Here is a 26,450-nt window from a genome sequence, read left to right as displayed (position 1 = left end):
TTGGTCTTGGCTGCCGATCGGCTTAGCCTGATTCCCTTCCTTTTCCCCCTGATGCTGGAGCTGGCTTCTTCCCCCATCGGTGCCCCCCTCGGGGAGGGTTGCACCGGTTTCGGCACCGATGGCATCCGGGGGCAGGTAGGCAGCCTGATCACACCGCTGCTGGCCCTGCAGATGGGCTATTGGTGCGGTCGGGTGCTGCCGCCGGAGCGCCCCGTGCTGATCGGCATGGACTCCCGCAACAGCGGCCCGATGCTGGCCGCCGCTCTCACCGCCGGGCTGACCGCCGCCGGGCGGGAGGTGTGGAACCTTGGGCTTTGCCCCACTCCCGCCGTGCCCGGCACGATCCGCCGGGTCGGTGCTGCCGGTGGCCTGATGGTCTCCGCCAGCCACAACCCCCCCGGCGACAACGGCATCAAGGTGTTCGGGCCGGCCGGCGACAAGATCGATCGAACCCTGCAGTCGGCGATCGAAGCGGGGTTGCGTGGGGAGGAGGCCGTGACGATCCAGGCCACGGGTCTGAGCGGGCCCCGCGGCTGTGGGCCGGCCCATCAGCGGGAGGATCTGCTCGAGGGTTACCGCGAGGCGTTGATCGCCAGCGTTGCTGGGCGGCGCCTTGACGGTTGCCGCATCGTGCTGGATCTGTGCTGGGGCTCAGCCACCGCCTGCGGGGCCGCGGTGTTCAGGTCCCTGGGGGCGGATCTGACCGTGCTGCATGGGGAACCCGACGGACAGCGCATCAATGTGTCGTGCGGGAGCACCCACCTGGAGGCCCTGCGCCAGGCGGTGCTGCAATCGGGCGCCCACATGGGCTTTGCCTTCGATGGCGATGCCGATCGGATGATGGCGGTGGACGGCAAGGGCCGGGTGGTTGATGGCGACCAGGTGCTCTATCTCTGGGGTGGCGCCCTGCTGGAGACCGACGCCCTTCCCGGCAGGCTGCTGGTGGCCACCGTCATGTCGAACCTGGGCTTCGAGCGGGCCTGGCAGGCCAGGGGCGGTTTGCTGCAGCGCACCGATGTGGGCGATCAGCACGTGCACGCCGCCATGGAAGCGAGTGGGGCCGGCCTGGGTGGGGAGCAGTCGGGCCACATCCTCTCGGCCCAGCACGGCATGAGCGGCGATGGGCTGCTCACCGCCCTGCAGGTGGCCACGCTGATCCACAACGGCGCGGGGTCGCTGGCCGACTGGATGGAGGCCAGTTTCGAGCCCTACCCCCAGGCCCTGGTCAACGTCATTGTTCCCGACCGGAGCAGCCGCCAGCAGTGGCAGCGCTGCGACCCCCTGCGCCAGGCCGTCGAGCAGGCCGAGACGGCCATGGCCGGCAACGGGCGGGTGCTGGTGCGCGCCAGCGGCACCGAACCGTTGCTGCGGGTGATGGTGGAGGCGGCCGAGCAGGAGGCGGTCGATCATTGGTCGTCGCACCTGGCGGCCCTGGCCTCGACTCACCTCAACCGGGCCTGAGCGAACCGGAGCTGAGCGCCGCCTCCGGCTCCACGTTCAGAAGCTGTTCGGCCAGCTGCAGAGCTCCCTGGCAGGCATCTCCGCGGGGGGGGACCAGCCGTGCCTTCGGTAAGACCAGCTTCAGCCTGCGCTGATACGCCGCGCTGAAGCGGTCGAGGTGGCCCAAGGCCCCGCCCAGGCCGCAGACCTCGCCGTCTTCGAGGCCCAGGGTCCGGGCCACGCCCGCCACCAGCTCGACCAGGCCCTTGGCCGAGTGCTCGAGCACCGCGTTGGCGTGGGGATCCTCCGCTTCCGCCAGGGCATTGACCTCCGGGGCCAGGCGAGCGAAGCCGGCGGCGCCGAAGCCTGGCTCCACCACCAGCGCCTTGATCCGCTGGGGGGTGATGGGGTCGCCGCCCAGGGCCGCCCAAAGGCGGCCGCGAAAGCCGCTGTCGGGTCGTCGGCCGTCGGCCATCTCCAGCGAGAGAGCCAGGGCGTCGCGGCCGATGTCGCAGGCGGAGCCGCCGCGATCCAGCAGCCAGCCCCAGCCGCCGCAGCGGTGCTCCTCCCCCTGGCCGTTGCGCCCCAGGGCGATGCAGCCGGTGCCGCTGATCACCACGATGCCCGGGCCCCCTCCGAAGGCTCCGTGCAGGGCGGTGCGCTCATCACCGCTCACCAGCACCCGCTGCAGCGGCAGGCCGAGGGCGGCGGCGGCCAGACCAGTGCCGAGCTGCTGCACCGCGCTGCCCAGTTCGATGCCGCTGGCGCCAACGGCGGCCGCCTGCAGAGCTGTGGACAGGGCATGGGCCTCCCCGCTGCTGGCCGCGGCGGCGCGGGCACGCTCCAGGCTGATGCAAAGGGCGGTGCCGAAGCGCTCCTCTCCAGCGGCGGCCGCCAGATGGCTGACGCCGGGCCCGTCCCCTTCGGCCAGCACTCGCAGCCTGCCGTCGCTGCGGCGCAGGGCCAGCCGGCAGGTGGTGTGCGTCTGGCCGGCATCGAAGCCCGCCAGCAAGACTGGCTCAGCCATCGGAGGCCGCAGTCGGCAGGCTGGCCAGGGTGGCAAGGCAGAACCAGCCCGTGAGCTGCACCTCAGGGCGGAAGAAGATCGTGTCGGTGAGGCCCTGGACGCAGAGGCCCAGGATTGCCGCAACGGCCCCCAGCGCCGGCAGGGCCTGGGGGTGCTCACGCCGCAGCTGGGCCAGGCCCTGGCGCAGGCTGCACTGCAAAAGGCCCAGGCCCGCCAGCAGGCCGGGGATGCCCCCCTCCACGGCCAGCTCCAGGGGGATCGAGTAGGCGCTGAGGGCGTTGAACTTCGGTTGCTGGTAAAGCGGATAGATCAGGTTGAAGATCGTGTTGCCGGGGCCGATGCCCAGCCAGGGCCTGTCCTGGACCATCTGCAGCGCTGCCATCCAGACGTTGATGCGGAAGTTGTTGGAGCTGTCCTCGCGGCCCGCCACCAGGCTCAGCACCCTCACCCGCAGGGGCTCGATCTGACTCACGGCCAGCACCAGCACCAGGCCACCCCCCAGCAGCAGCAACAGGGGAAACAACCGGCGCAGCAGCGGCGACCAGTGGCGGCTGGCCCGCAGAGCCAGCAGCAGGGCCAGGCTGCCCAGGGCCGCCACCATCCCCAGCCAGCCGCCACGGCTGTAGGTGAGCAGCAGGGCCACCGCACCGATCAGCAGCGCTGAAAGGGCATAGAGGCGAGCCATGGGGCGCCGCCAGCGCAGCAGGGCCACTGCCGCCAGGGGCAGGATCGGCAGCAGGTAGCCCGCCAGCAGATTGGGGTTGTCGAGCGTGCTGTAGATGCGCACCGTGCCTTCCGCCACCGAGTTCGGATCCGACCAGCGGGCCAGGGCGGAGCTGTCGCCGTAGAGCTGGCGGATGCCGATCACCGCGGTGATCAGTTCCCCGCCCAGCAGGGCCGCCACGATCCGGTCCCACCAGGGTGGAGCTGTGGCGAGCAGCTGGCGCATCAGGGCATAGACGCCCAGGTAGCTGAGCAGCTTGAGCAGGCCCTTGGCCGCGGCGGTGGGTACGGGCGAGAAGCCGGTGGACAGCACCGCCACGGCCAGCATCACCAGCAGCCAGCCGTTGATCTGGCCGATGCGGCCGGCGGGGGTGCACAGGGCCCAGATCAACCAGAGCAGTCCACTGGAGAGGATCAGCAGGCTCAGCCCGGCCCGGGTGACCAGCGGCAGACCCGCCATCAGAGCGCAGAGCACCAGCCCGGCCAGCAGGGACAGATTCCTGGCCAGGGGGCCGGCCGACGACGCTGCGAACAGGCCCTGCCAGCGCAGCAGCCAGGGCACCCGCCGCTCGTGCTCCGGTGAGGCGGCGGCGTGGATGGTGGGGGTGGACATCAGTTGCCGGCGGGGCTGGCCGACGGATTATGGGCGGCCTCGGCCCTGCGGCGGTAGAGCACCCGGTACACTGGCAGCCCATGGGCGAGCACGATCCGCTCCCGCTCCGTCGCCACTGGCAGTGGGTTGTCACCCCGCCAGGGGCGCCCATCCTCCGGTGGACGCAGAAACCAGCCGCTGGCTTCGGTGAGCGCCACCATTGGCTCGATCACCGCCGTCACATCGCTCTGCAGAAACAGCTCCCCCCCTTCAGGCAGGGCTGCGGCCAGGGCCTGAAGCAGATCGCTCTGCAGCACCCGTCGCTTGTGGTGCCGGCTCTTGAACCAGGGGTCGGGGAACTGGATCGTCACCCGTTGCAGCCTCCCGACAGGCAGGCCGCGCAGCCAGCTCAGCAGGCTCACATTGGCGTTGCAGAACAGGAAGCGCAGATTTCCGCTGGCCTGCGCCTGGCGGTCGCGCTCGGCGGCCTCCACCAGCGGCCGGCGGATCTCGACCCCCAGGAAGTTCCGCTCAGGCTGGAGCGGCGCCATGGCCAGCAGAAAGCGGCCACGGGCACTGCCGATGTCGAGGTGGAGCGGCCGCTCGGGCCGCTCGAACAGCTCGATCAGGGGGGGCAGCACAAGGGGTTGCTGGTGCACCCGCGAGAGGGGGTTGACGTGCTGGCGCACCACCGCTCAACCCTCCGGCGGCTGTTCCGCTGACGCCACGGCGTCCGGCTTGGGCACCAGGAAACCCCAGCTGGCCGTGTAGCCATGCAGATAGGTGCTGCCCCCCACCGGGCCGATCTCTCCGTTGCAGAAGGCCCCGGCCATGGGCAGGCCTGGAAACTCCCCCTGGGCGATCCTCACGTCGCCATCGGCTTCGCCGTAGAGCCCCTTGCCGCGGCCCAGGCAGGCGAAGAGCAGGCCCGCCAGGGGGGGCTCGGAGGCCTTGGCCTGGTTGCGCAGCAACTGCCGAAGCTCTTGACGGGAGGCGTCGGCATCGCGGAGCTGGAACTGGACCTGCTGGCCCACCCGCAGGCGCTCGGCCACCGCCACCGCTCCATTGCGGGGATCCACCCCGATCAGATTCCTCACCAGAAAGGCCGTGCTCTCGGCGTCTCCCCCACCCCCGGCAAGGTTGAAGCTGTTGCGCGCCACCCCCAGGAAGAGGGAGTGGCGCACAAGTTCCCGTTCTGCGGGGTTGAGGGTCTGAAGGATCGTCTGCAGGCAGTTCACCGGAGTGTTCTGCTGGTCACCGCGGCTCAGCTGCAGCACCACATTGCGCTCCGCCTGCTCGATCTCGAACACCGGGCCGATCGGCCGGCAGCCCTGGGCCACCACTGGATCGATGGTCCAGCTGCCGCCGATCAGGCAGCCCACGGCACCGGTCACCACCCGGTCGTCAAGCAGCAGTGATCCATGGCTGGCGCTGTGGGGGCCGGCGATGCCACCCACCTTGGCCAGGCCTGGGAAGGCGTAATCCAGTCCACTGATCAGGTCGTTGATGGCCTGGCAGGTGGGGTCCACCAGCAGCAGCATGGAGTCGGCCAGCTCCGGATCGGCCCCCACCCAGTCAATCCAGTCGCGGCTGTCGCCATCGAGATCGGGCAGCTGGTCGGTGTCGAGCCCGAACAGCTGCAATTCGGCCCCAGGCAGGCGCAGCAGCATCACGCTCAGAGCCGACTCCTGCTCCACTTCATGGGCGGTGCCGCTGGCCCCGGTGCCCACCACGCCACCGCCTGCGGCGCCAAGCCAGTGGCGGGACCGCAGACGGGAGCGCAGCAGCGGCAGCAGCCGCGGCAGGTCGCTGGCATAGCTGGTGGAGCTGAACACCAGGGCCAGATCCGCCTCCCCCCGGGCCGCGGCGCCAAAGCCCTTGGCGTTGAGTTGGTCCACCACCTCGCTGACGGCGTCCTCCAGCGACGGCTGGCGCGAGAGGGCCGTGCGGCAGGAAGCCTGCTCATCACCGCGGCGGAGCCAGGAGAACAGGTGAGGCGCAGGCATCACCTGAACCTACTGGTGAAGCATGGCGCGGATAATGGCGCCTTCCCGTACCCATGCTGTGCCCGACATGCTGTACCGCACCCTGGTGTGGCTCGACTTCCGTCTGGCGGTGGTCTTCACCCTGGGTCTGCCTCTGGTGCTGCTGGTCTGGGCGGCGTGGCGGCGAGAGGGGGCGCTTCTGCGGCTGATGGCCATCTACTGGAAGGTGGCGAGTCTGCTGGCGATCGCCGTGCTGTTGTTCGTCGACGCCCGGCCCCTGGCTTACCCGCTGATGATCGTGGCGAAACTGCTGATGGTGGCGTCGCTCTGGTTCTGGGTGGATCTGAACGAGGAACTGGCCGATCTGCCCCCCTGGCGCCCCTTGCCGCTCACGCTGCGCAGCTGGCGCTGGGCCCTCACGGCCTTTGGCCTGCTGGGGGCAGGACTTGGCGTGGGCGCCATGGGCTGCGGCCTGGGGGTGGCCGGCAGCGCCTTCTGCCAGACCTGGCTGGAGGCCCCGCGGCGCCTGCACGCTGTGGCCGCTCAGGTGTTCTCCTTCGTGTTCGGTGCCGACCTCACCCCCACCCTCACCGCCTTCTTCGGCTATCTGGCGCTTGTGGCTTATGTGGTCGGTCTGCTGCAGTGGATCCTGGTGCGCCTGCCCCGGCAAGGGCGCGTGGCGGGAGGGTTCTGATGAGCGTCAGCCTGCTCGCCCAGCTCGAAGCGATCAGCCGCGGACGGCCCGACCGGGTCCTGCGCCTGCGGGGCACCCTCCCCGCGTTGGTGGGCGCAGGGGGCGAAGGGACAGGCGAGGTGTTTGAACTGCTGATCTTTCGCGGTTTCTCCAGCAGCCTGACCCATCCCACCGATTTCGATCCCGACCAGCCTGCCCTGCCCGAGGGAGCCAGGCTGGAGAGTGCCGAGCTGCTGCAGGGCCCACTCAACCCGGGGCATGAGCAGTTGCTTGCCGGACCAGGGGCTGCCGAGCTGTTTCTGGATCCCAGCCGCTGGTGAGTGCCCTGACACCCTCGGAGCGCTGGAGGGCCACAGCTGATGAAGGCCAGAGAATCATCGCTGGGATCTACAGGCTTTTCCCTGCGTTGGCCTTTCGGCTTGCGCCATGGAAGGTTCTTCATGCTCAGGCTCAAGGCTGAGTGTTGGCGCCGGACCCTGGCCATCCTGCGGATGGCCAGGGGCGCTGGAGTTGGGGTGCTGATGATGACTCAAATTGCGAAGCCGAGAGAGTGGGCGTCAAGCTGATGTGAAGAAAGGCTTGAGCTGCGCGCTCAATCATGATCAGGAGTCTTGGCAATGCGGATCGCAGAGATCTTGCCTCTCTGTGAAAGTGTTCCTCCTCGTCGATATGGAGGTACAGAGCGGGTCGTTCATTGCCTCACGGAGGAATTGCTGCATCGGGAGCATGACGTGGTGCTTGCTGTTCGCCAGTGGCGACTCCCGCACCAGTGCCGAGCTGTTCCCCTCTGTGCCGCGGGCCTTGCGTGAGGCGGGGTTTCTCGGGGATCCCGTTGCACTGCAACGGCTCCAGCTCGACCATGTCATCGAGCAGCTCCATACCCTGCATGGACCCCTGACAGGTCAGGATCTGGCCCAGCTCCAGCGGCGTGGTGATCCGGTGCCACTGGTGTCGATCTCGGAGGCCCAGCGGGCTCCTTTCCCCGAGGGGCACTGGCTCGGCACCATTCACCACGGTCTTCCCGTTGATCTCTTTCGCTTCGAGCCGTCCCCATCGCCATCGCCACCGCCGTTGGCCTTCCCCTCAAGGTCGCCGCCAAGATCGATCCTGTCGATCAGCCCTGTCACCGCACCTTCATCGAGCCACTGCTGCGGGAGAACCCCCTGGTGGAGTTCATCGGGGAGATCGACGCTGCCGGCAAGCAGGAGCTGCTGGGCCATGCCCTGGCTCTGCTGTTCCCGATCGACTGGCCCGCGCCTTTCGGGTTGGTGATGATCAAAGCCAACGCCTGCGGGACGCCCGTTATTGCTTGGCGCAACGGCTCCACCCCCGAAGTGATCCGGCCGGGTTGCAACGGCCAGTTGGTGGAGTCGATCGAGCAGCGTTTCTCCGTCCCTGTGCGGTGTCGAAACGATGATGACCCAATGCTCTACCCGGTGGCCTGCAGCCCCCAGGCCTGGGCCAGTGGCTCCGTGTTCGGTCTGCTGGAGGCAATCACCGGGATGGGAATCTCTTGGACTGCCGGATCAGACCGTGTGCAGGTGCTGTTTCGCAATCCGGTGTTGCCGAAGGGCATCAATCTGCTTGAGATCAGCGGGCTGCGGCTCGGCGAGGAAGAGATTGACCTGCAGCTCCATCGTGGTGAGCACGACTCCGGCGTCATGGTGCGGCGGCGTACGCCTGGAGTCGACGTGATGATCAGCAAGTGACCACCCGTTCACGGTCTCTGGATCAGCGGCCGGTGTGAGTGGCCTGCGCCATGACACAGCCAGAAAGCTGTTCAGAGTGATCCCCGCATCAGGACGTCCTCCACGGCTTTGGTGATTCCGCAATCGTTGTAGGCCGATGCCGGCGGGAATCCCAGCTCTCGCAGCCATTCCACCAACAGGCGCCGGTCCTGCATGGCTGAGGCCAGGGGGGAGAGATCAGATGTGATGGCTGAACCCGCCAGGATTTCTCGCTGTAGAACCTCGAGAGCGACACAGATGACTCGATACAACGCGTAGCTCCTGGCATCAAGCTCGCGGAGCTGGCTGCGTCGTCGCTCTGTCGTCATTCAGGGGGGATCCAGCATGCAGGCAGCGGCATGGCTTGCAGTGCGGTGAGGATATCTCAAGGCTGAAGGACTCACTCAGGCGATTCAAGCCGTGAGATCTGATCAGGCCAAGGTCGCGAGTCCCTCGGAAACGACGACTTCCATGGGTGTGGAGCAAATCTCGTGGCCGTATCTGGAAGGGGTGTAGTTGACCGCCGTACGGATGGTTTCCAGGTGATGAATCAGGATGTCCTCAACACTGGTTCCCAGGGCATCAGCCACACGCTGAATCACATCGGCCGTGCCTGGAGAAAGTCTGAGCTCAACGATTAACTTATCCATGTCGTTTCCTGGCCATCAACTCTAGCGTAGTCGCCGGGAAGTGGCAGGGATGCTGTCGATCTGCCGTTGATACGAGGCTGATCTGCTGGGTGTTCCGCTCAGGTATGCCGATTCTGGGCACTGTTGCGTTTCGGCCAGGCATGGGAGAAGATTGCAGCAGAACTGCCGCAGATTGGCGCCGAATCTGCGGCAGTGAGGGTCGCCGGCCTGGTCTGTGCCTGGCCACTGGCATGCCGCCAAGCCAAGCCAGCGGTAGGTTGAGACTGTGAGGAGGCCCATTCCACTGATGCTCATTTGGGCTGCCCTGCTGGTCGCGCGCATTGACCGATCGTTTCTTTTGATTGAGTCAGGGAGAGGAAGCGGCCATGAGGAATGAACGCCAGGGTTCCTCTGCTTTCAGATCTCCCGTACGCATCAGTATCACCATCCCAGACAGCGTTCATGACGGATTGGCTCGTATCGCCAACCAACAGGGACGATCCCTCAGCAATCTGGCGGCCTATCTGCTGGAGTGGGCCCTCTCAGAAGAACAGAACTGCCAGTTGATTCTCCATCGGACCTCATCTGAGGAGCTCCCCTCATCTGCAGGAGTGCCGATGCTGAACCAGCCTTCTTCTGCCGATCAGGACATCCAGTCTGATCGGGATTGACCACGGGATCCAGTCCTTGCTCCAGGCTGGTACCGGATCAACCCCCGCCCAGCACCTCCACACAGCGGCCGCAGAGGGTTGGGTGGGAGGCATGGGTGCCGATGTCGGTCTCCATGTGCCAGCAGCGTTCGCATTTGCGCCCTTCGGCGCGGGCGATGCGCACGGTGATGCCCCCTTCACTGGCTTCGGCCAGGGGATCAGCCAGAGCCGGGGCGCCGGGGTCGCGCCGCTCCAGCTGCGAGACGATCAGCCAGTCGGCCAGGTTGTCAACGGAGGGATGGGGGCTGCCCTGCAGCAGCTCCAGCGCGGCGCCAAGGGCTGCGCCGCGGTCGCCATTGCCCAGTTCCAGTTCCACCCGGGCCTCCAGGGAAGCCCCCAGATCAGCGCTGGTGCGGCAGCTCTCCAGCTGGCGGTTCACCTGCCCGCGCAGCTCCAGCAGCGGCCGGAGGGGCTCCACCAGGGCCGCCTCACCCCAGGAGGCCGCTGCTGTGGGCCAGCCCCGCTCGAACACGGAGCGCTCCGCCACCGGATAGGGCAGGTTCTGCCAGATGTCTTCGGCCATGTGGCAGAGCACCGGCGCAATCAGGCCGGCCAGACGCTCCACGACCAAGGCCAGCACCGTCTGGCAGCTACGGCGGCGGAAGTCGCTGGCCCCGCTCACATACAACCGGTCTTTGGCGATGTCGAGGTAGACGTTGGAGAGATCCACCACGCAGAAGTTCTGCAGCGCCTGGAAGAAACGGTAGAACTCGTAACGCTCGAAATCGGCGCTCACCGCCTCGATCAGGCTGGCGGTGCGCTCCAGCATCCAGCGGTCCAGCAGCGGCAGATCGGCGATCGCCACCGCATCACCCCCTTCTGCCGCCGGCCTTGGGTCGAAGTCGTGCAGGTTGCCCAGCAGGTAGCGGGCCGTGTTGCGCACCTTGCGGGTCACATCGGCCAGCTGCTTGACGATGCCCGGCCCCAGGGGCACATCGGCGGAGTAATCCACCGAACTCACCCACAGGCGCAGCACATCGGCGCCGTAAGCGGGTTGTTGCTTCTCGTTCTTGCCGCCCTCCACCAGCACGGCCGGATCGACGACATTGCCCAGGGATTTGCTCATCTTGCGGCCCTTCTCATCGAGGGTGAAGCCATGGGTGAGCACCCGCCTGTAGGGGGCGTGGCCATTGACGGCCACAGAGGTGAGCAGGCTGCTCTGGAACCAGCCCCGGTGCTGGTCGGAGCCTTCCAGGTAGAGATCGGCGGGATAGCGCAGGGGAGTGGCCTCAGCGGCCACTGGTGCTTGCCCTGAAGCGTCACCCGCGTGGAGACCGCCCAGGACTCCCGCCCAGGACGAGCCGGAATCGAACCAGACGTCCATGGTGTCGGTGCCCTTGCGCCACTGGGCCGCCTCGGCGGCGAGGGAGGGCGGCAGCAGCTCGGCTTCGTTTTTCTCCCACCACACGTCGGAGCCGTGCTCGGCGATCAGGGCCTCGACATGGGCGAGGGTGTCGGCATTGAGCAGGGTCTCGCCGGTTTCACGGTGGTAGAAGACGGGGATCGGCACACCCCAGGTGCGCTGGCGGCTGATGCACCAGTCGCCGCGGTCGCGCACCATCGCCTCGATGCGGTTGCGGCCGCTGGCGGGCAGCCAGTCCACGGCGGCGATCGCGTCGAGGGCCTGGGCGCGGAAGCCCTCCACCGAGGCGAACCATTGCTCGGTGGCGCGGAAGATCGTCGGTTTCTTGGTGCGCCAGTCGTAGGGGTAACGGTGCTCGTAGGGCTCGTGGCGCAGCAGGGCACCGGCGGTCTCGAGGGCAGAGATGATCGCGGGGTTGGCGTCCTTGAGCACGTTGAGGCCGGCGAAGGGGCCGGCTTCCGTCGTCAGGGTTCCCCCCTCATCGACCGGGCAGAGCACCGGCAGTCCGGCCTTGCGACCCGTGTTGAAGTCGTCGACACCGTGGCCCGGGGCTGTGTGCACCAGGCCGGTGCCCGCTTCGGTGGTGATGTAGTCGCCGCCGATCACCACCGGGCTGGTGCGATCGAAGAGGGGGTGGCGGTACTCGACCCCTTCCAGCTCCGAGCCCCTGAGGCTGAGCAGGGGCTCGAGCTCCAGCTGCAGGCTGCTGCGCAGACTCTCAACGAGGGAAGCGGCCACGATCAGGTGGCGGCTGGTGCGATAGCCGTTGGCCCCGTGATCGCCCACGCGGCAGAGGGCGTACTCCAGCGAGGCATTCACCGACACCGCCAGGTTGGCGGGCAGGGTCCAGGGGGTGGTGGTCCAGATCGCCACCGCCAGATCGCCCGGATCCGGTGTGGTGGCTGTCTCGGCATGGGTGAGGCCGAGGGCGGTGAGCCTGGCGCCCAGGCTGCCGGGCAGGGCCACCACCGGGAAGGCCACGTAGACGCTGGGGGACGTGTGGCCGTCGGGGTATTCCAGTTCCGCCTCGGCCAGGGCGGTGCGGGAGCTGGGGCTCCAGTGCACCGGTTTGAGTCCCCGGTAGATGTGGCCGGCGAGCACCATCCGGCCGAACACACCGATCTGGGCGGCCTCATAGGCCTTGTTCAGGGTCAGGTAGGGCTGCTCCCAGTCGGCCCAGATGCCCCAGCGCCTGAAGCCCGCCTTCTGACCCTCCACCTGCTCGAGGGCGTAGGCGTGGGCGCGGCGGCGCAGGTCGATCGGGGTCAGCGCCGAGCGCTCCGCGCTGGACAGGCTCTGCAGCACCTTGAGCTCGATCGGCAGTCCGTGGCAGTCCCAGCCCGGCACAAAGCGGGCCCGCCGGCCGCGCAGCAGGGCGTACTTGTTAAGGATGTCCTTGAGGATCTTGTTGAGGGCATGGCCCACATGCAGGGGGCCATTGGCGTAGGGGGGGCCGTCGTGGAGGGTGAACACCTCACCTGGATTTCCGCGGCTGAGCCGCTGGTAGAGGTCCAGCTCAGCCCAGAACTTCTGCAGCTCCGGTTCACGGGTTTTCGCGTTCGCCCTCATCGAGAAGGGCGTCTGCAGCAGGTTGAGAGTGTCCTTGTAGGAAACCGGGCTGGCTGTCACGGCGCCTGTAGGGCAGCAAGGGCGAATTATCGACCCCAGCCCTCAGGGCCTCCCAGGTGGCTCCTCCTCCTCCTCCCCCGTGGGGGTGGGATCAGGTTCACTCTCCCCATGGGGCTCTTCTCCGCCGCTGGCCTCCCCGTCTGCCCCCCCGGCCTGGTCCCCGTCGAGGGCCGCTGCGCCGGCCTGCTCGAGCAGCTGCTCGATCTCGGCAAACGACTCCACCGTGGTCACGTCGTGATCGCTGGCTTCGCTGATCGCCTCCACCAGCTGGGCGGACTCCCCTGGGGCCCCAGGCGCCTCTGGTGTGGGGGCTTCTTCTTCAGGCTCCGGGCGAACCCAGCGTTTGGTGGTTGCCTGTGCCTTGGCGTTGGCGTCGCGCCTCTCCTGCAGCCAGGCGAGCAGGCCCCCGAGTGTTGATCCCCCCAGGCTGATCAGCCCCATCAGGGCGGCGGCCAGCTGCTGCAGGCTGGTGCGCCAGCGCTCCACGCCCGTGAGGCGCACCTGCTCGTCGCGGCTGAGCTGGCGCCAGCGGCCCAGGCCCACCTCCGTGCTCAACCGGCCGATCAGCAGACCGCCGCAGAGGACGGCCAGCATCGGTGCCCCGCTGAGGCGCTCGGCGCTGGTGACCAGGACCAGCCCCAGGACCAGCACCAGCGCGCCCCAGACCGAATCCCGGGGACGGCTGAGCTCAGGCACCAGCAGGGGCAGCAGCAGCACCAGCAGACCGGCAAGGAGTGCCAGGGATCCACCGAGGGTGGCGAGCATGGCGGCAGAGGCGGCGATGGGGCCATTCTGAGCCGCTCGATACAGTCAGCTCACGCCCACCTGGCGGAATTGGTAGACGCGCTGGTTTTAGGTACCAGTGGCTTCGGTCGTGGGGGTTCAAGTCCCCCGGTGGGCATCGCTGAATCAGCGCAGTAGCAGGGCGAGTGGTGCAAAGGCCACAAGGCCACCGGCGAGGGCCACGGCCAGCGCCAGCCGGTTGGTGACGGCGCGAGGGAGACGGCGCAGCACCAACAGGGTGGTGCCGCTCACCAGCAGTGAGCCCACGAAGGCCCCCAGCCACCAGGAGAGGGAGGTGTGATCGCTGGGAGCTTCAAGCCCGTGAAGCATGGCGTGCACCGCCACGGCGGCGGCCACCAGACCTCCCCAGAGGCTGAGCCGCGGGCTGGAGCCCTTGCCCTCGGCCCAGAGGATCGAGCCGGCCACGGCGGTGATGGCCAGCGCCGCGAGCAGTTCCCCGAAGGGCAGGCTGCCGCCCATCGCTCCAAACACTCCACCGGCGACGGCGCCTGCCAGGGCCCAGATCAGCAGGGTCGAGGAGATGGCGGCGGAGGCGGCGCCAACGCCGATCAACAGCAGCAGGTGGTCGAGGCCTGCGAGGGGATGAAGGAAGCCTGAGCCGATGCCCCCATGGGCGAAGCCATGGGCCTGGGCCGGCTGGGCGGCCAGGGCGAAGGACACAGCGGCCAGGCCGGTGTAGAGGACCAGGGTGCTGCTGCTGGGGAATCTGCTCATCGAGGGGGAACGGTCCGCGCCGGGGGGTTGGTGAACTGGGACGGCGAGCGTTCTGACTGAGGGGCGCCTCCACAGTGGAGCCCCATCACAGCTGCGGGACAGTGCCGGATTCGATGGGGCCCGCAAGGCCCCATCACACCGAACTTTCCTCCTTGCCTCCAGGGTGTGAACCGCTGGAACCGTCCGCGACATTCTGGACCTTTCTGGCGGGCCTGGCCGTCCATGGCCAGAAAGGGGTTGACCGTGTTCGCAAGCACCGTCCATGGCCATGCAGCGCACAGTCGCCAACGCGGCTGCTGCCTAGCTTTCGCGCCATGGACACGTCTTCAATGTCTGCTGCAGGCGCCGAGGTTGAGCCGATCCGGCTTCTTCCCCTAGGGGTCTGCATCGATGAGCCCTGGGCGTCGGGGCAACGCAAGCGCTACCTGGCCAGCCTCGACCCTGCTTTCGGCGCCGATCAGGGCCATGCTCAGAGTGGCGCACCAGACGCTCAGCCTCTCCAGCCGGCCAGGCGTGAGCCCGCAGCGGAGCGGGCCAGAGCCCGGGCTGCCGGCAGGGCCGGCTCCAGGCAGAGGGAGCTGAAGGGCGGCAGGCAGCGGCTGCGCAGCCAGGCCCCCCAGCGGAATTCGTGAAAGGGGATCAGCGGCGCCGGCGAGATCACCTTCTCCTGTTTCAGCTTCCAGACCAGGCTGCGGTAGGGGTCGTCGTCAAGGCTCAGCAGGCTCTGGGGCAGCCGCTCGGGAGGCCAGGGGCCCTGGCCGCGGCCGTCGTGCAGGTAGAGCCAGCCGCGTTGTGCCAACGCCTCCAGCGCCGCGCTGGGGTCATGGCTGGCCAGCTGCAGGATCACGTAGCCGAAGGCGGTGGTGTCGGGCTCGAGCTCCAGCAGGCCACGCAGGCGGTGGTGTCGGTCCACCATCCACAGGGCCCCACTGGCGTCGCGCACCAGGGGGACCGGCTTGCGCCGCAGGTAGCGCCGCCGTTCCTTGGGCGATTCTCGGGCGAAATCCGCCTGGCGGTGGCGGATCTCGGCTAGCCCGATGCAGAGCTGGCAGGGCCGCAGTTCGGCCACCGCCACCTCAATCAGGCTGTCTGGCTCCTCGGGAGGAGGGGGAAGGGGTTGGTAAGGAGGCAGGTGCAGCGCCATGGCAGCCGTGGCTCAGCGCAGCTGATCGCGCTTGAGGTGGACCCGAATCAGCTTTTCATCCATCAGCCCCGCCCGGGCCCGTGGAGCTTCGTTGCAGCGGCTGAACAGGTCAAGCAAGGCAGCGGCAGAGAAGCTGTGGCCCCTCTCCCTGGCCAGTTCGGCCACTTGCTCGGCTGATTCGACCAGGTTCAGCGCTTCGCGCAGCTCCTCGTCGGAGTCGATTCGGGCAAGGAAGTCAAAGACATCGTCGCTGTCCTGGCTCATGACCTGCAGAGGATTGGGCAGATCCACTCTCCACCCCGGCTGGCAGGCATCTGCCAGAGGGCGGCGCGCCGCCTGAGGATGACGGATGTGAATGATCGGAAAAGGATCAGAAAGCAAGGTGATTCTGAGAGTCAATCCAGATCTTGAAGCAAGCTTAACCAGGCCATAAGACGCGCGGGGTTGTCGTGTTGCTAACTAGGACTCGCTCCCCATTGGCGTTTGTGATGACCTTCGTGAAGAAGGCCTTTGTCTTCAGTGTTCTGACCGCATTTGGTGCTGGTGCCGCGGCCACGGCTCAAAACACCCTCAACGGAGCAGGAGCCACTTTCCCCGCTCCCTTCTATCAACGCGCCTTTTCTGATCTCGCCAGCTCCGGCGGTCCTCAGGTCAACTATCAATCGGTGGGCTCAGGTGCCGGTGTGCGCCAGTTCATTGCCGGCACCGTGGACTTCGGGGCCACCGATGAGCCGATCAGCGCTGCCGATGCCGCCAAGGTGAAGCGCGGTGTGGTTCAACTACCCACGGTGGGTGGCACGATCGCCATCGCCTACAACAAGCGAGGTTGTTCCCTCAAACTCACCCAGAAGCAGGCCAGTGAGATCTTCCTGGGCGTGATCACCGATTGGAAGCAACTCAAGTGCGCACCAGGCAAGATCACCGTGGTGCATCGCTCCGATGGCTCCGGCACCACCTTCGCCTTCACCAACTCTCTCTCCGCGTTCTCCCCGGCCTGGAAGAGCAAGGTGGGCGAGGGCAAATCGGTCAAGTGGCCCGTGGGCGTGGGCGGCAAGGGCAATGAGGGCGTTGCCGGTGTTGTTCAGAACACCCCTGGCTCGATCGGCTACCTCAACCAGGCCTACGTCAAGGGTCCGATCAAGGCGGCAGCCCTGCAGAACAAGGCGGGCAAGTTCGTGATGCCCAACCTGAAGAGTGGAGCGGCGGCCCTGAACAACATCCGCCTCAACGCCAGCCTCGCCGGCGAAGATCCCAACCCAGCCGGTGCCGACAGCTACCCCATCTCCACTCTCACCTGGGTGCTGGCGTACAAGAGCGGCAATGGTGCCAAGGCCCCGCGCATTCGCCAGGCGATTTCCTTCCTGCTGAGCCCCAAGGCCCAGGGCAAAGCCGATGACCTCGGTTATGTCCCTCTGCGCGGCAGTGTGCTCAATTCGGCCAAGAAAGCCGTGGGCAACATCGGCTCCTGAGTTCACGGCCCCTCGGGGCCAAGGGGGCGATGCCTTAGTCAAGGGTTAACCGCCCCCTTATCCAACCTTTGCTGGCTTGTCGGTCATTGTCCATACACTCCGCTGTGTCACCGGAGATAGGCCATGGTTTCGACTCCCTTTCGCGATGCCGGCCGCAGCGATGCGATCCGGGATGTCCTCGAAACGAGCTACCGGCAGCGCCAGCTCCTGCACATCGGCGCCGGCAGTGCCGTCCCGCTGCTCAAGAACACCATCTGGCTGGTGGTGCGCGGCATGGTGAAACTCGAAGCCGTCACCATTCACGGCGATCCGCTGCTGCTCGGTCTGGCCGGACCCAACGAGCCCTTCGGTGAACCGCTCACCAATGTGCAGGCGTATGAGGCCTTCACCCTCACCGATTCCGATCTGCTCTGCCTCTCCTGTGCGGAGATCGAGCAGGCGCCCCATCTGGCCATGGCGGTGATGCAGGCCGTGATCAGCCGCCATCGCCAGACGGAAACCCTGCTTTCCCTGCTGGGGTTGCGCCGGGTGGAAGAGCGGGTGCGTGGCTTCCTGGAACTGCTGGCCCAGGACTACGGCCAGCCCTGCGAGGATGGCTTGCGTCTCAATCTGCGTCTCACTCACCAGGAGCTGGCCAGCGCCCTCTCCACCACCCGGGTCACGGTCACGCGGCTGATCGGCCTGCTGCGTGATGAGGGCTGGCTCAAGATCGATGCCCAGCGTCACCTGGTGATCAGCCACCTGCCCCGGCGCCGCTGACGTCAGTTGTTTTCCCCTTGGCCCGGATGACCTAATTTTGATCAGTCAGCCCGAGGGCCCGGATACTCCCATGCCCCGTCTGCTCATCGTCGATGACGACGACGGCATCCGCACCACCCTGGAAGAGGCGCTGGGACAGGAAGGTTTCGAGGTGGCCTGCGCCGCCGATGGCCGTCAGGCCATCCAGCAGATCGATGCGTCCCAGCGCCAGGGTTCAGCCAGCTTCGACCTGGTGTTGCTGGATCTGATGCTCCCGGGGGTCGGGGGCCTGGATGTCTGCCGCCATCTGCGCCGCAGTGATCCCCACACCCCGATCCTGATGGTGAGCGCCCGGGACACGGAAACGGACCGGGTGCTGGGACTGGAGCTCGGCGCCGACGACTATCTGGTGAAGCCGTTCGGGCTGCGCGAACTGGTGGCCCGTTGCCGCGCCCTGTTGCGCCGCAGTCAGCAGACGATCGAGCGCTTCCCCGTCGGCCAGATCATTCATCATGGAGACCTGAGTCTCTACCCCGACGAGTTCCGCGTCACCCGGGAGGGCGAGAGGGTGAATCTCTCCCCGAAGGAATACCGGCTGGTGGAGTTCTTCATGCAGAACCCTGGCCGTGTCTGGAGCCGCAACCAGCTGATCGATCAGGTCTGGGGCACCGACTACGTGGTCGACACCAAGACCGTGGATGTCCACATCCGCTGGCTGCGCGAGAAGCTCGAGGTCAATCCTTCCGCGCCCGAGCACATCCTCACGGTGCGGGGCTTCGGCTACCGCTTCGGTTGAGCCCTGGCCATGACGCTGTTGCTGGCCCTTGGCCTGGGTGTGTGGCTTGGCTGGGCCATCGCCCTTGGTCGAGACAGGCGGCGAGGCCTGGCGGCGGTCGACGAATCCAAGACCCGGCCGGTGCTGGGTGGACTGGGGCGGCTGCAGTTGCTGGCCTGGCTGGAGGGTGCACCCCAGGGCTGGCTGGTGCTCGATGGGCAGCAGCGAATTCAGGCGATCAACCCCCGGGCGGAGCGCCTGCTTCAACTCCCTGCCGATCGGATGGTGCGGGGGGAGCCCCTGCGCGCCGTGATTCAGCAGACGGAACTCGAGGAGGCGATCCTGCTGGTGGGCCGCCGGGGCAGGCCCCAGCGACTGGAGTGGTGGCAGGGCAATGAACCGCTCGAGGCCGTGCTGCTGGCGGGGGGCGAGGGCTGGGTGGCGCTCTGGATCAACAGCCGGCGATCGCTGGAATCCCAGCTTGATCAGCAGAGCCGCTGGGTGAGTGATGTGGCCCACGAGCTCAAGACTCCCCTCACGGCGCTGATGCTGGTGGGGGAGCGGCTGGCGCTGGAGGCGGGCCGGGAGGCCGGCGGCGCGGGCGGCAGCAGTGGTGTGCTGGTGGAGCGCCTGCAACGGGAACTGAAACGGCTGCAGGAGTTGGTGGGAGATCTGCTGGAACTCTCCCGCCTGGAGAACAGCCTCCCCTTCGATGAGCGCCGCTATGAGGTGCTCGACCTCTGGGAGCTGGCCGATGAAGCCTGGAGCAGTCTCAGGCCCCTTGCCGAGAGCCGTGGCGTGAAGCTGGTGAGCGGCCAGCGCCAGGCCAGCCTGCTCTGGGCCGATGCCTCACGGCTGCACCGCGCCCTGCTCAACCTGTTCGAGAATGCCTTGCGCTACAGCCCCGATGGCGGGGTGGTGGAGCTGAGTGTGGGCAGCAGCGGTCTCTGGTGGGAGCTGGAAGTGCGCGACCACGGCCCTGGCCTCAGCCCGGAGGATCTGATCCACCTGTTCGAGCGCTTCTACCGGGGTGATCCGTCGCGGGTGCGCAGCCAGCAGTCCGGCAGTGGCCTGGGCCTGGCGATCGTGCAGCAGATCGCCCTCACCCATGGGGGCCGGGTGCAGGCCCGCAACCATCCCGACGGCGGAGCCGCCATCGAGCTGGTGCTGCCGAAGGGGGTCTGAGCTTCCTCAGGAGCAGGGTTTTGCGGGAGCGCCGCAGTGGGCACCCAGATCGGTGAGCCAGGCCTGCAGGGCGCCCAGGGTTTCGGGGCGCAGGCGGTAGTAGATCCAGCGGCCCTCCTGGCGATCGGCGAGCAGCCCCGCCTGCTTGAGCACCTTGAGATGGAAGGACAGCTTCGATTGGGCGAGGCCCAGGTCGGTGACCAGATCACAGACGCAGCGCTCGCCACCACCGAGCGCCTCGATCACCCGCAGGCGCACAGGATCGCCGAGGGCTTTGAGCAGGGCCCTGGCCTGGTCGGCGTGGATGGGCGCACTGGCAACAGCCATCGGATCGATCCTGGCCAACACAACATGTTTAGTTGATTCATGGGCGGCTGGGGTTGTCCGATCCCCCTGGCGTCAGGCCGGCCTTGCGCTCAAACCACCAGCCCATCGTTAGACCCTCGGTGGCCTTTGGCCTCTGGTCTCATCGATCGTGCTGATTCAGCAGAGGCAGGTCATGGCGCCGATGCTGAACTGAGCAGGGATCGGACCTCATCGGCAGCGGGCACCCGTCCCGCCACGACGACCCGTTCATCGATCACCAACGCCGGTGTGCGCATCACCCCATAGCCGGCAATGGCCACAGGATCGTGAATCGTTTCGATGCTCGGCTGGAGGCCCAGCTCAGCAGCTCCCTTGCGGGCGTGATCTTCCAGGGTGATGCATTTCCTGCAGCCACTGCCGAGAATCTTGATGTCCATGGTGGGAAGGGAAAAGGATCAGGACAGGAGGGCATTGAAGAAGTAGCCGATCAGCACGATGCCGAGGCCGGTGACCGAGAAGAAGACGGCCAGCAAGGGTGGCTTGAGCACCCGGCGCAGCAGGATCAGCTCCGGCACCGACAGGGCCACCACACTCATCATGAAGGCGAGAACGGTGCCCATCGGCAGTCCCTTCTCGTGGAGCGCCTGCACCATCGGCATCACACCCGCCGCATTCGAATAGAGCGGTATCCCGAGCCCCACGGCCACCAGAACTCCGAAGGGATTGCTCGGACCGGCATAGCTGGCGAAGAAGTTGGTGGGCACCCAGCCGTGAATCAACGCCCCCACCCCGATGCCGACCAGCAGATAGAGCCAGATCTGACGCAGGATGGAGAGCACTTCTTCGGCGCCCATCTGCAGCCGCTGCTCAAAGGACAGACCTTGCGAGAAATCCACGGCCTGGCCATGCAGCTTGGTCTCGTAGACAAAGGATTCGACCCAGCGCTCGAGCCGCAGACGGCCGAGCAGCCATCCCGCCAGGATCGCGATCAGCAGGCCGGAGCTGATGTAGATCAGCGTGATCCTCCAACCGAACAGACTGAACAACAGGCCGATCGCCACCTCATTCACCATCGGGCTGGCGATCAGGAAACTCATCGTGACCCCCAGCGGGATGCCCGCGGCCAGGAAGCCGATGAAGGCCGGCACCGCACTGCAGGAGCAGAACGGAGTCACTACCCCGAGCAGGCCCGCCAGAACATTGCCGATCCCCTCGCGGCGCCCAGCCAGCAGGGCCCGGGTGCGTTCCACGCTCAGATAAGAGCGCAGCACGGTGACCAGGAAGATGATGCCGCTGAGCAGCAGGGCGATCTTGATCGTGTCGTAGAAGAAGAAGTGCAGGGTTTCGCTCAGCCGCTGCTCCGGCAGCAGGCCCAGCCAGCCGAACAGCACAACTTCCCAGAGGGATTCGTTGATCCGGTAGAGCACCAGCCAGGCGGCGACCAGTCCGGCCAGCAGGGCGATATGGCCGGGTCGGCTGGTGCGCAGCCACTGGATCGCCGGAGTGAGGCCGCTCACGCGCTGGGGGAGGCGGACCTGCTTGCCTGCAGAAGATCTCTGGCACCAGCGCCTGGATCGGCCATGTGATCGGCGACACGTCTTGAATCAAGTTTAGTTGATCTATGGTCGGCGCACCGCGTGCCTTCCGGATGAAGATCGGCATCAATGGCTTCGGCCGCATCGGTCGCCTGGTGTTCCGCGCTCTCTGGGGTCGCCCCGGGATCGCACTGGTGCATGTCAACGACCCGGCGGGTGATGCCGCAGCCGCTGCTCACCTGCTCGAGTTCGACTCGGTTCATGGCCGCTGGCCCGAGGCCGTGCAAGCGGGCGGATCGGGCTTCCTGGTTGGGGATCAGCCCGTGGGCTACAGCCAGCACGCCGATCCCACCGCCGTGCCCTGGGCCGCCGCCGGCGTCGACCTGGTGCTCGAATGCAGCGGCAGGTTCAAAACACCCGAAACTCTCGAGCCCTACTTCAGCGATCTGGGCCTGCAGCGGGTGATCGTGGCCTGCCCAGTGAAGGGGGTGGTCGCCGGCGAGGAGGCGCTGAACGTGGTGTTCGGCATCAATCACCAGCGCTACGACCCCAGCCGTCACCGGCTGCTCACCGCCGCCTCCTGCACCACCAACTGCCTGGCACCGGTGGTGCAGGTGGTGCACGAGGCCTTCGGTATCCGCCACGGCTCGATCACCACCCTCCACGATGTGACCAACACCCAGGTGGTGGTGGATGGCTTCAAAAGCGATCTGCGCCGGGCCCGCTCCTGCCTGCAGTCGCTGATCCCTACCAGCACCGGATCGGCGCGGGCGATCGGCCTGATCTTCCCTGAACTGCAGGGCAAGCTCAACGGCCATGCCGTGCGGGTGCCGCTGCTGCATGGCTCGCTCACCGATGCGGTGTTCGAGCTCAACCAGGAGGTGAGCGCCGAGCAGGTGAACGCTGCCTTCGCGGTTGCCGCCGATGGGCCGTTGCAGGGAATCCTCGGCTACGAAACCCGGCCGCTGGTGTCGATCGACTACGTCAACGACTCCCGCAGCGCCATCGTCGATGGACTCTCCACCCTGGTGACCGGCGGCACCCAGCTGAAGGTGTACGCCTGGTATGACAACGAATGGGGCTACAGCTGCCGGATGGCGGATCTGGCCTGCCATGTGGCGGCTATCCCATGAAGCAGCTCACGGCGCTGCAGCAGTACGCGGTCGTGACCGCCTCCTACTGGGCCTTCACCCTGACCGATGGCGCCCTGCGCATGCTGGTGGTGTTCCATTTCCACCAGCTCGGCTACACCACCCTGGAGATCGCCGTCCTGTTTCTGTTCTACGAAGCCTTCGGCATCGTCACCAACCTCTATGGCGGCTGGCTCGGGGCCCGCTTCGGCCTGCGGCTCACGCTCTGGGCCGGTCTGGTGCTGCAGATCGTGGCCCTGCTGATGCTGGTGCCGGTCTCAGACAGCTGGCCAAGGCTGTTCTCGCTGCTCTACGTGATGGCGGCCCAGGCGATCAGCGGCATCGCCAAGGACCTCAACAAGATGAGCGCCAAGAGCGCCATCAAGACGGTGGTGCCCGAAACTCCGGGAGACCCCGGCGAGGGGGAACAGCTCCTGTTCCGCTGGGTGGCCCTGCTGACCGGCTCCAAGAACGCCCTCAAGGGGGTGGGCTTCTTTCTCGGCGGCGTGCTGCTCACCACCCTGGGCTTCGCCACCGCGGTGGCGGCGATGGCCGCTGGGCTGTTCCTGGCCTTGCTCGGCACCCTGGTGCTGCCCGGCGAGATCGGCAAGATGAAGCAGAAGCCGGCCTTCTCGACCCTGTTCGCCAAGAGCGCTGGCATCAACATCCTCTCGCTGGCCCGCTTCTTCCTGTTCGGCGCCCGCGACGTGTGGTTCGTGGTGGCCCTGCCGGTGTTCCTCGAGGCCGCCCTGGGCTGGAAGTTCTGGGAGGTGGGGGGATTCATGGGCCTGTGGGTGATCGGCTACGGGATCGTTCAGGCCTCGGCACCCGACCTGCGGCGCGCCTGGGGCAGCGGCGGCCCGCCTGGCCCCTCGGCGGTGCAGTTCTGGAGTGGCCTGCTCTCGGCCATTCCGGCGTTGATCGCGGTGGCGCTCTGGCGCGAAGTGGCCAGCCCGGGGGTGGCGATCGTGGTGGGGTTGGCGGCCTTCGGCGCGGTGTTTGCGATGAACTCTTCGATCCACAGCTACATGGTGCTGGCCTACACCGATGCCGACTCGGTGAGCCTCAACGTGGGCTTCTATTACATGGCCAACGCCGGCGGGCGCCTGCTCGGAACGCTCCTCTCAGGTGGGGTGTTCCTGGTGGGGGGGATGCAGGCCTGCCTGTGGTGCTCGGCCCTGCTGGCGGGTTTGTCTTGGTTGAGCAGCCTGAAGCTGCCGGCCCCAGCCCATGAACGGCGGGTGGTGGCCTAGCCGCCGCCAGGCTGGTGCCCGTAAGGTGGGAGCCCGTTTGTCGAGGGGTGGTCTGCGGCGATGACCCAAGTGTTGGCCCTGTCGCCCGAACCTGCCCTCGATGCTTTGCCCTCAGGCACCACGCTCCGGTCGGTGCCGAAGGAATTCCTCGATCCGCCATCGGCCTGGAACCCCACCGTGGCGCTGTTCCTCGGGGGCTACGGCCTGGCGGCGCTGACGATCTGGGGCTGGTTCGTGCCCCAGTGGCCGTTACAGCTGCTGTTGCCTCTCGGATTCCTGGCCCTGCACCTGGAGGGCACGGTGATTCACGACGCCTGTCACAACGCGGCCCACCCCAGCCGCTTCTGGAACGCGGTGATGGGCCATGGGGCTGCGCTGCTGCTGGGCTTCAGCTTCCCGGTGTTCACCAGGGTCCATCTGCAGCATCACGCCCATGTCAATGATCCGAAGCGCGATCCCGACCACATCGTCTCGACGTTCGGGCCGCTCTGGCTGATCGCACCGCGGTTTTTCTATCACGAAGTCTTTTTCTTCCGCCACCGACTCTGGCGCAAGTGGGAGTTGCTGGAATGGGGCCTGGCTCGCGCCATCTTCATTTCGATTGTTCTGGCCGCCTTCAAATTCGGCTTTGAGTCGTTCATCTTCAACTGCTGGTTCGCCCCGGCTCTGATGGTGGGTGTCACGCTGGGGCTGTTCTTCGATTACCTCCCCCACCGCCCCTTCAAGTCGCGCAACCGCTGGCACAACGCCAGGGTCTACCCCAGCCGGCTGATGAATTGGTTGATCATGGGTCAGAACTACCACCTGATCCATCACCTCTGGCCGTCCATTCCCTGGTTTGAGTATCAACCGGCCTACCGGGCGACCAAGCCACTGCTCGATGCCAAGGGATCTCCCCAGCGGCTCGGTTTGTTCGAAACTCCCCACGACGGCATCAATTTCCTCTACGACATCTTCCTGGGCATCCGCAGCCATAAGCGCCGACGCAGCCGCCTGCGTCCAATCGCCGCGCTGATGCCCACGGCTCGCTCCCGCCGCCACCTGATCTCGCTGCTGCACCGCACGGCCGTCTCACCGGTGCCGCGCTCTTCCGCCGGCTGAGGGGATCAGCCCCAGGGGCTCAGCTGGCCAGGATCTGGGGAACCCGGAAGAAGTCGCCCTCACGCTGGGGGGCGAGTTCCAGCAACTCTTCACGCACGGGTGTCGCCACCACATCGTCGTTGCGGGTCACATTGACCACCTCCACAGCCCTGGTGGTGGGAGGAACCCCCTCGGTGTCCACCTGCTCCAGGTGCGCCACGTACTCGAGGATCCGCTCCAGCTGGCCGGTATAGGTGGCGATCTTGGCCTCGGGGAGGTCCAGGCGAGCCAGCTTGGCCACCTTGCGCACGTCGTCGGAGGAAATCTTGCCCATCGTTGCGGTGGTGCTTGTCTGGGCTGAACCTAGCTGGAGCAGCCCGGGCGCTTCCGGCTCACTCGCTCAGAAAGGTTTCCAGATCCTGGCTGAGGGCCTCGGCGGCCAGCTCGAGGAAGCGCTGGCCGTCGTCGGCGCTGGCGAGGAAGGGGTCGGAGCCCATGCGTCCGTCGGGGTGGCGCCGGCGGAAATCCTCGGGCCCGTGGATCGGCCCGGCGGGAGCCGGCTCCGGCAGGGGCCGTTGCTTGGCCACCAGGCTCGGCTCCAGGTGCAGGGTGAGGGCGATTTCGCTGGGAGTGGCGTGGTGCCCCTCCCGCTTGCCGTAGCGCTCACGCGCCTCCCGCATCACCGGCCCGGCCATGAACCAGTTGGCCAGTTGGCAGCGCAGCCCGGGAGCCCCCGCCAGCCCCCGGCTGGCGGCAGTGGCATAGGCCTCGGCAAAGGCGGCCCGGGTGGTGGCGATGTTGCCGCCATGGCCGTTGATCACGAAGATCCGCTCGAAGCCATGGCGGGCCAGGGAGAGCACCACGTCATGGATCACGGCCAGGAGCGTTGAGGGCTGGAGACTGATCGTGCCCGCGAAGCCCAGGTGGTGTTCGGCCATGCCGAAGGCCTGGACGGGCGTGACCAGCACACCGGTGCGTCGCCCCACTTCCAGGGCCACCGCTTCGGCGGTGAGGGCATCGGTGCCGATGGCGCCGGTGGGGCCATGCTGCTCGGTGGAACCCAGGGGCACGATCACCCCCTTGCAGCCCCGGAGATACTCCTCCACCTCGGGCCAGCTGCGCAGCTGCAGCCGGATCGCCTCGACGCTGGCGGCAGGGCCTGGGAGCGGGCTGCCGGCCGGCGCGGCGGTCTGGGGCGAGGAGATCGTCACCGGGGACAGCTCGGCGGCGGGGGCCGAAACGAGGGAACCCCTGAAGTATCCCTAGGATTGACGGCATCCGGGCCCCGATCCGCTCTCGGCCCGCTGGAGCCGGAACTCAGGATGCTGCACCGCAAGCTGGATCAGTTCTGCAGCGAGAAGCGACCGGTCTGGGTGTTCCTGCGCGATCAGCAGCGCTGGATCGAGCAGGCTCTGGTGGTGGAGATCGCTGGCGATCTGGTCACCCTGCGCTACGACGAGGAGGACGATGACGAACTGCACACCTGGGAAGAGAGCGTTCGCCTCGATTCGATCGGAGCGGTGAGCACCCGCCTGGCCTTCTTCAGCCGCACGGCCAGGGCCGAGGATCTTGGCACCGCCGAAGACTGCCCCGAATCGGAGCAGCTGCGCCGCCAGGGCTGAGCCCGGCGGCGATCAGGCGCCTGGAGTTCAGTGGGCGGTGCCGTTGCCGTCGTAGTCGTCGCTGTCGTAGTAACCGCCCCGGGTGCCGAAGTAGAGGGTCGCCAGGCAGAACAGACCGCTGCCGGCCAGCAGCACGGTGCCGAGATTGAAGCTGGAGAGAGCGTTGGACACGAAAC

30 protein-coding genes, 1 tRNA gene and 1 riboswitch are annotated in these 26,450 nt (G+C 67.0%); of the genes, 14 read left to right on the top strand and 17 right to left on the bottom strand.

What is annotated here, in order from left to right; all coding sequences use genetic code 11:
• Positions 1-51: 51 nt before the first annotated feature.
• Positions 52-1,461 carry a phosphoglucosamine mutase gene (gene glmM, locus WH5701_RS10925; RefSeq protein ID WP_037981264.1) on the top strand — a complete coding sequence of 470 codons (1,410 nt, stop codon included), beginning with the start codon at positions 52-54 and terminating at the stop codon, positions 1,459-1,461.
• Here the strand turns inward: glmM and WH5701_RS10920 are convergent.
• Genes WH5701_RS10920 through WH5701_RS10905 form a run of 4 tightly spaced genes read right to left on the bottom strand, consistent with a single transcriptional unit; the run spans position 1,448 to position 5,788 of the window.
• Entirely contained in the window at positions 1,448-2,467 is a 1,020-nt protein-coding gene (locus tag WH5701_RS10920; RefSeq protein WP_006172384.1) for an N-acetylglucosamine kinase, read from the bottom strand. The two genes, glmM and WH5701_RS10920, sit on opposite strands and share 14 nt — an antisense overlap.
• On the bottom strand, positions 2,460-3,803 hold the full coding sequence (locus WH5701_RS10915) for an IctB family putative bicarbonate transporter (RefSeq protein WP_006172383.1): 1,344 nt from the start codon (positions 3,801-3,803) through the stop codon (positions 2,460-2,462). The genes WH5701_RS10920 and WH5701_RS10915 overlap by 8 nt, the downstream gene beginning before the upstream one ends.
• Positions 3,803-4,471 (bottom strand): tRNA (guanosine(46)-N7)-methyltransferase TrmB, encoded by a 669-nt coding sequence (trmB, locus tag WH5701_RS10910; protein ID WP_083781923.1) that lies wholly within the window; start codon positions 4,469-4,471, stop codon positions 3,803-3,805. Before trmB ends, WH5701_RS10915 begins: the two co-directional genes overlap by 1 nt.
• Before the next feature lie 6 nt (positions 4,472-4,477).
• Positions 4,478-5,788 (bottom strand): FIST N-terminal domain-containing protein, encoded by a 1,311-nt coding sequence (locus tag WH5701_RS10905; protein WP_006172373.1) that lies wholly within the window; start codon positions 5,786-5,788, stop codon positions 4,478-4,480.
• Positions 5,789-5,846: 58 nt separating this feature from the next.
• Here WH5701_RS10905 and WH5701_RS10900 point away from each other — a divergent pair, with 58 nt between their 5' ends.
• The 3 genes from WH5701_RS10900 to WH5701_RS18430 all read left to right on the top strand — a co-directional run bounded on the left by WH5701_RS10900 (position 5,847) and on the right by WH5701_RS18430 (position 8,170).
• The gene (locus tag WH5701_RS10900; RefSeq protein WP_037981009.1) at positions 5,847-6,461 is read left to right on the top strand and encodes a DUF3177 family protein; all 615 of its coding nucleotides are present in this window, start codon (positions 5,847-5,849) and stop codon (positions 6,459-6,461) included.
• Positions 6,461-6,781 carry a hypothetical protein gene (locus WH5701_RS10895; RefSeq protein WP_006172364.1) on the top strand — a complete coding sequence of 107 codons (321 nt, stop codon included), beginning with the start codon at positions 6,461-6,463 and terminating at the stop codon, positions 6,779-6,781. Before WH5701_RS10900 ends, WH5701_RS10895 begins: the two co-directional genes overlap by 1 nt.
• A gap of 846 nt (positions 6,782-7,627) precedes the next feature.
• Positions 7,628-8,170, top strand: a complete 543-nt coding sequence (locus tag WH5701_RS18430) for a glycosyltransferase (protein ID WP_006172362.1) — start codon at positions 7,628-7,630, stop codon at positions 8,168-8,170.
• A 71-nt stretch (positions 8,171-8,241) separates the two neighbouring features.
• Here WH5701_RS18430 and WH5701_RS18630 read toward each other — a convergent pair whose 3' ends face one another.
• On the bottom strand, positions 8,242-8,364 hold the full coding sequence (locus tag WH5701_RS18630) for a hypothetical protein (protein ID WP_006172361.1): 123 nt from the start codon (positions 8,362-8,364) through the stop codon (positions 8,242-8,244).
• 255 nt (positions 8,365-8,619) lie between these two features.
• On the bottom strand, positions 8,620-8,838 hold the full coding sequence (locus WH5701_RS10880) for a hypothetical protein (RefSeq protein ID WP_006172360.1): 219 nt from the start codon (positions 8,836-8,838) through the stop codon (positions 8,620-8,622).
• 365 nt (positions 8,839-9,203) lie between these two features.
• Here WH5701_RS10880 and WH5701_RS18625 point away from each other — a divergent pair, with 365 nt between their 5' ends.
• Positions 9,204-9,488, top strand: a complete 285-nt coding sequence (locus tag WH5701_RS18625) for a hypothetical protein (RefSeq protein ID WP_156776726.1) — start codon at positions 9,204-9,206, stop codon at positions 9,486-9,488.
• A gap of 37 nt (positions 9,489-9,525) precedes the next feature.
• Here WH5701_RS18625 and ileS read toward each other — a convergent pair whose 3' ends face one another.
• A complete protein-coding gene (gene ileS, locus WH5701_RS10875) occupies positions 9,526-12,459 on the bottom strand; it encodes an isoleucine--tRNA ligase (protein ID WP_232201965.1) in 2,934 nt (977 codons plus the stop codon).
• Positions 12,460-12,561: 102 nt separating this feature from the next.
• Positions 12,562-13,284, bottom strand: a complete 723-nt coding sequence (locus tag WH5701_RS17190; RefSeq protein WP_006172357.1) for a Ycf66 family protein — start codon at positions 13,282-13,284, stop codon at positions 12,562-12,564.
• Positions 13,285-13,338: 54 nt separating this feature from the next.
• On the opposite strand from WH5701_RS17190, the gene WH5701_RS10865 reads away from it, so the two are divergent.
• A tRNA-Leu gene (locus WH5701_RS10865) sits at positions 13,339-13,420 on the top strand.
• A gap of 8 nt (positions 13,421-13,428) precedes the next feature.
• On the opposite strand, the gene WH5701_RS10860 is transcribed toward WH5701_RS10865, so the two are convergent.
• The 3 genes from WH5701_RS10860 to WH5701_RS10850 all read right to left on the bottom strand — a co-directional run bounded on the left by WH5701_RS10860 (position 13,429) and on the right by WH5701_RS10850 (position 15,445).
• The gene (locus WH5701_RS10860; protein WP_006172356.1) at positions 13,429-14,037 is read right to left on the bottom strand and encodes a HupE/UreJ family protein; all 609 of its coding nucleotides are present in this window, start codon (positions 14,035-14,037) and stop codon (positions 13,429-13,431) included.
• Positions 14,038-14,061: 24 nt separating this feature from the next.
• Positions 14,062-14,236: riboswitch (cobalamin riboswitch) on the bottom strand.
• Positions 14,237-14,527: 291 nt separating this feature from the next.
• Positions 14,528-15,181 carry a ParB-like protein gene (locus WH5701_RS10855; RefSeq protein WP_006172355.1) on the bottom strand — a complete coding sequence of 218 codons (654 nt, stop codon included), beginning with the start codon at positions 15,179-15,181 and terminating at the stop codon, positions 14,528-14,530.
• A 12-nt stretch (positions 15,182-15,193) separates the two neighbouring features.
• The gene (locus WH5701_RS10850) at positions 15,194-15,445 is read right to left on the bottom strand and encodes a Nif11-like leader peptide family natural product precursor (protein ID WP_037981258.1); all 252 of its coding nucleotides are present in this window, start codon (positions 15,443-15,445) and stop codon (positions 15,194-15,196) included.
• 224 nt (positions 15,446-15,669) lie between these two features.
• Between WH5701_RS10850 and pstS the strand changes: the two genes are divergently transcribed.
• From pstS to WH5701_RS10830, 4 genes are all read left to right on the top strand, one after another.
• Complete coding sequence (gene pstS, locus WH5701_RS10845) at positions 15,670-16,650, top strand: phosphate ABC transporter substrate-binding protein PstS (RefSeq protein ID WP_006172353.1); 981 nt, start codon at positions 15,670-15,672, stop codon at positions 16,648-16,650.
• 123 nt (positions 16,651-16,773) lie between these two features.
• Complete coding sequence (locus WH5701_RS10840) at positions 16,774-17,409, top strand: Crp/Fnr family transcriptional regulator (protein WP_006172352.1); 636 nt, start codon at positions 16,774-16,776, stop codon at positions 17,407-17,409.
• A gap of 70 nt (positions 17,410-17,479) precedes the next feature.
• Positions 17,480-18,184, top strand: a complete 705-nt coding sequence (locus WH5701_RS10835; RefSeq protein ID WP_006172351.1) for a response regulator transcription factor — start codon at positions 17,480-17,482, stop codon at positions 18,182-18,184.
• Positions 18,185-18,193: 9 nt separating this feature from the next.
• A complete protein-coding gene (locus WH5701_RS10830) occupies positions 18,194-19,348 on the top strand; it encodes a cell wall metabolism sensor histidine kinase WalK (RefSeq protein ID WP_006172350.1) in 1,155 nt (384 codons plus the stop codon).
• A gap of 6 nt (positions 19,349-19,354) precedes the next feature.
• Here WH5701_RS10830 and WH5701_RS10825 read toward each other — a convergent pair whose 3' ends face one another.
• From WH5701_RS10825 to WH5701_RS10815, 3 genes are all read right to left on the bottom strand, one after another.
• On the bottom strand, positions 19,355-19,675 hold the full coding sequence (locus tag WH5701_RS10825) for a helix-turn-helix transcriptional regulator (RefSeq protein ID WP_037981005.1): 321 nt from the start codon (positions 19,673-19,675) through the stop codon (positions 19,355-19,357).
• Between the two features lie 170 nt (positions 19,676-19,845).
• Positions 19,846-20,091 carry a thioredoxin family protein gene (locus WH5701_RS10820; RefSeq protein WP_006172348.1) on the bottom strand — a complete coding sequence of 82 codons (246 nt, stop codon included), beginning with the start codon at positions 20,089-20,091 and terminating at the stop codon, positions 19,846-19,848.
• 18 nt (positions 20,092-20,109) lie between these two features.
• Complete coding sequence (locus WH5701_RS10815) at positions 20,110-21,171, bottom strand: permease (RefSeq protein WP_006172347.1); 1,062 nt, start codon at positions 21,169-21,171, stop codon at positions 20,110-20,112.
• A gap of 131 nt (positions 21,172-21,302) precedes the next feature.
• Between WH5701_RS10815 and WH5701_RS10810 the strand changes: the two genes are divergently transcribed.
• Genes WH5701_RS10810 through crtR form a run of 3 tightly spaced genes read left to right on the top strand, consistent with a single transcriptional unit; the run spans position 21,303 to position 24,673 of the window.
• Positions 21,303-22,322 (top strand): ArsJ-associated glyceraldehyde-3-phosphate dehydrogenase, encoded by a 1,020-nt coding sequence (locus WH5701_RS10810; RefSeq protein WP_006172346.1) that lies wholly within the window; start codon positions 21,303-21,305, stop codon positions 22,320-22,322.
• The gene (gene arsJ / locus WH5701_RS10805; RefSeq protein ID WP_006172345.1) at positions 22,319-23,572 is read left to right on the top strand and encodes an organoarsenical effux MFS transporter ArsJ; all 1,254 of its coding nucleotides are present in this window, start codon (positions 22,319-22,321) and stop codon (positions 23,570-23,572) included. Before WH5701_RS10810 ends, arsJ begins: the two co-directional genes overlap by 4 nt.
• 60 nt (positions 23,573-23,632) lie before the next feature.
• The gene (gene crtR / locus WH5701_RS10800; protein WP_037981003.1) at positions 23,633-24,673 is read left to right on the top strand and encodes a beta-carotene hydroxylase; all 1,041 of its coding nucleotides are present in this window, start codon (positions 23,633-23,635) and stop codon (positions 24,671-24,673) included.
• Between the two features lie 19 nt (positions 24,674-24,692).
• Here crtR and gatC read toward each other — a convergent pair whose 3' ends face one another.
• Both gatC and WH5701_RS10790 read right to left on the bottom strand, forming a co-directional pair.
• Positions 24,693-24,986: an Asp-tRNA(Asn)/Glu-tRNA(Gln) amidotransferase subunit GatC gene (gene gatC, locus WH5701_RS10795; RefSeq protein ID WP_006172343.1), complete on the bottom strand. Its 294-nt coding sequence runs from the start codon at positions 24,984-24,986 to the stop codon at positions 24,693-24,695.
• Positions 24,987-25,044: 58 nt separating this feature from the next.
• The gene (locus WH5701_RS10790) at positions 25,045-25,863 is read right to left on the bottom strand and encodes a creatininase family protein (RefSeq protein ID WP_006172342.1); all 819 of its coding nucleotides are present in this window, start codon (positions 25,861-25,863) and stop codon (positions 25,045-25,047) included.
• A 111-nt stretch (positions 25,864-25,974) separates the two neighbouring features.
• Here WH5701_RS10790 and WH5701_RS10785 point away from each other — a divergent pair, with 111 nt between their 5' ends.
• Positions 25,975-26,274 (top strand): DUF6679 family protein, encoded by a 300-nt coding sequence (locus WH5701_RS10785; protein ID WP_006172341.1) that lies wholly within the window; start codon positions 25,975-25,977, stop codon positions 26,272-26,274.
• Between the two features lie 27 nt (positions 26,275-26,301).
• Here WH5701_RS10785 and WH5701_RS18055 read toward each other — a convergent pair whose 3' ends face one another.
• Positions 26,302-26,445 carry a hypothetical protein gene (locus tag WH5701_RS18055; RefSeq protein ID WP_006172340.1) on the bottom strand — a complete coding sequence of 48 codons (144 nt, stop codon included), beginning with the start codon at positions 26,443-26,445 and terminating at the stop codon, positions 26,302-26,304.
• Positions 26,446-26,450: the final 5 nt, after the last annotated feature.

It is taken from the genome of Synechococcus sp. WH 5701 (genome assembly GCF_000153045.1).
Taxonomy (GTDB): Bacteria; Cyanobacteriota; Cyanobacteriia; order PCC-6307; family Cyanobiaceae; genus Regnicoccus_A; species Regnicoccus_A antarcticus.
This window is presented reverse-complemented; position numbering and strand designations above follow the sequence as displayed.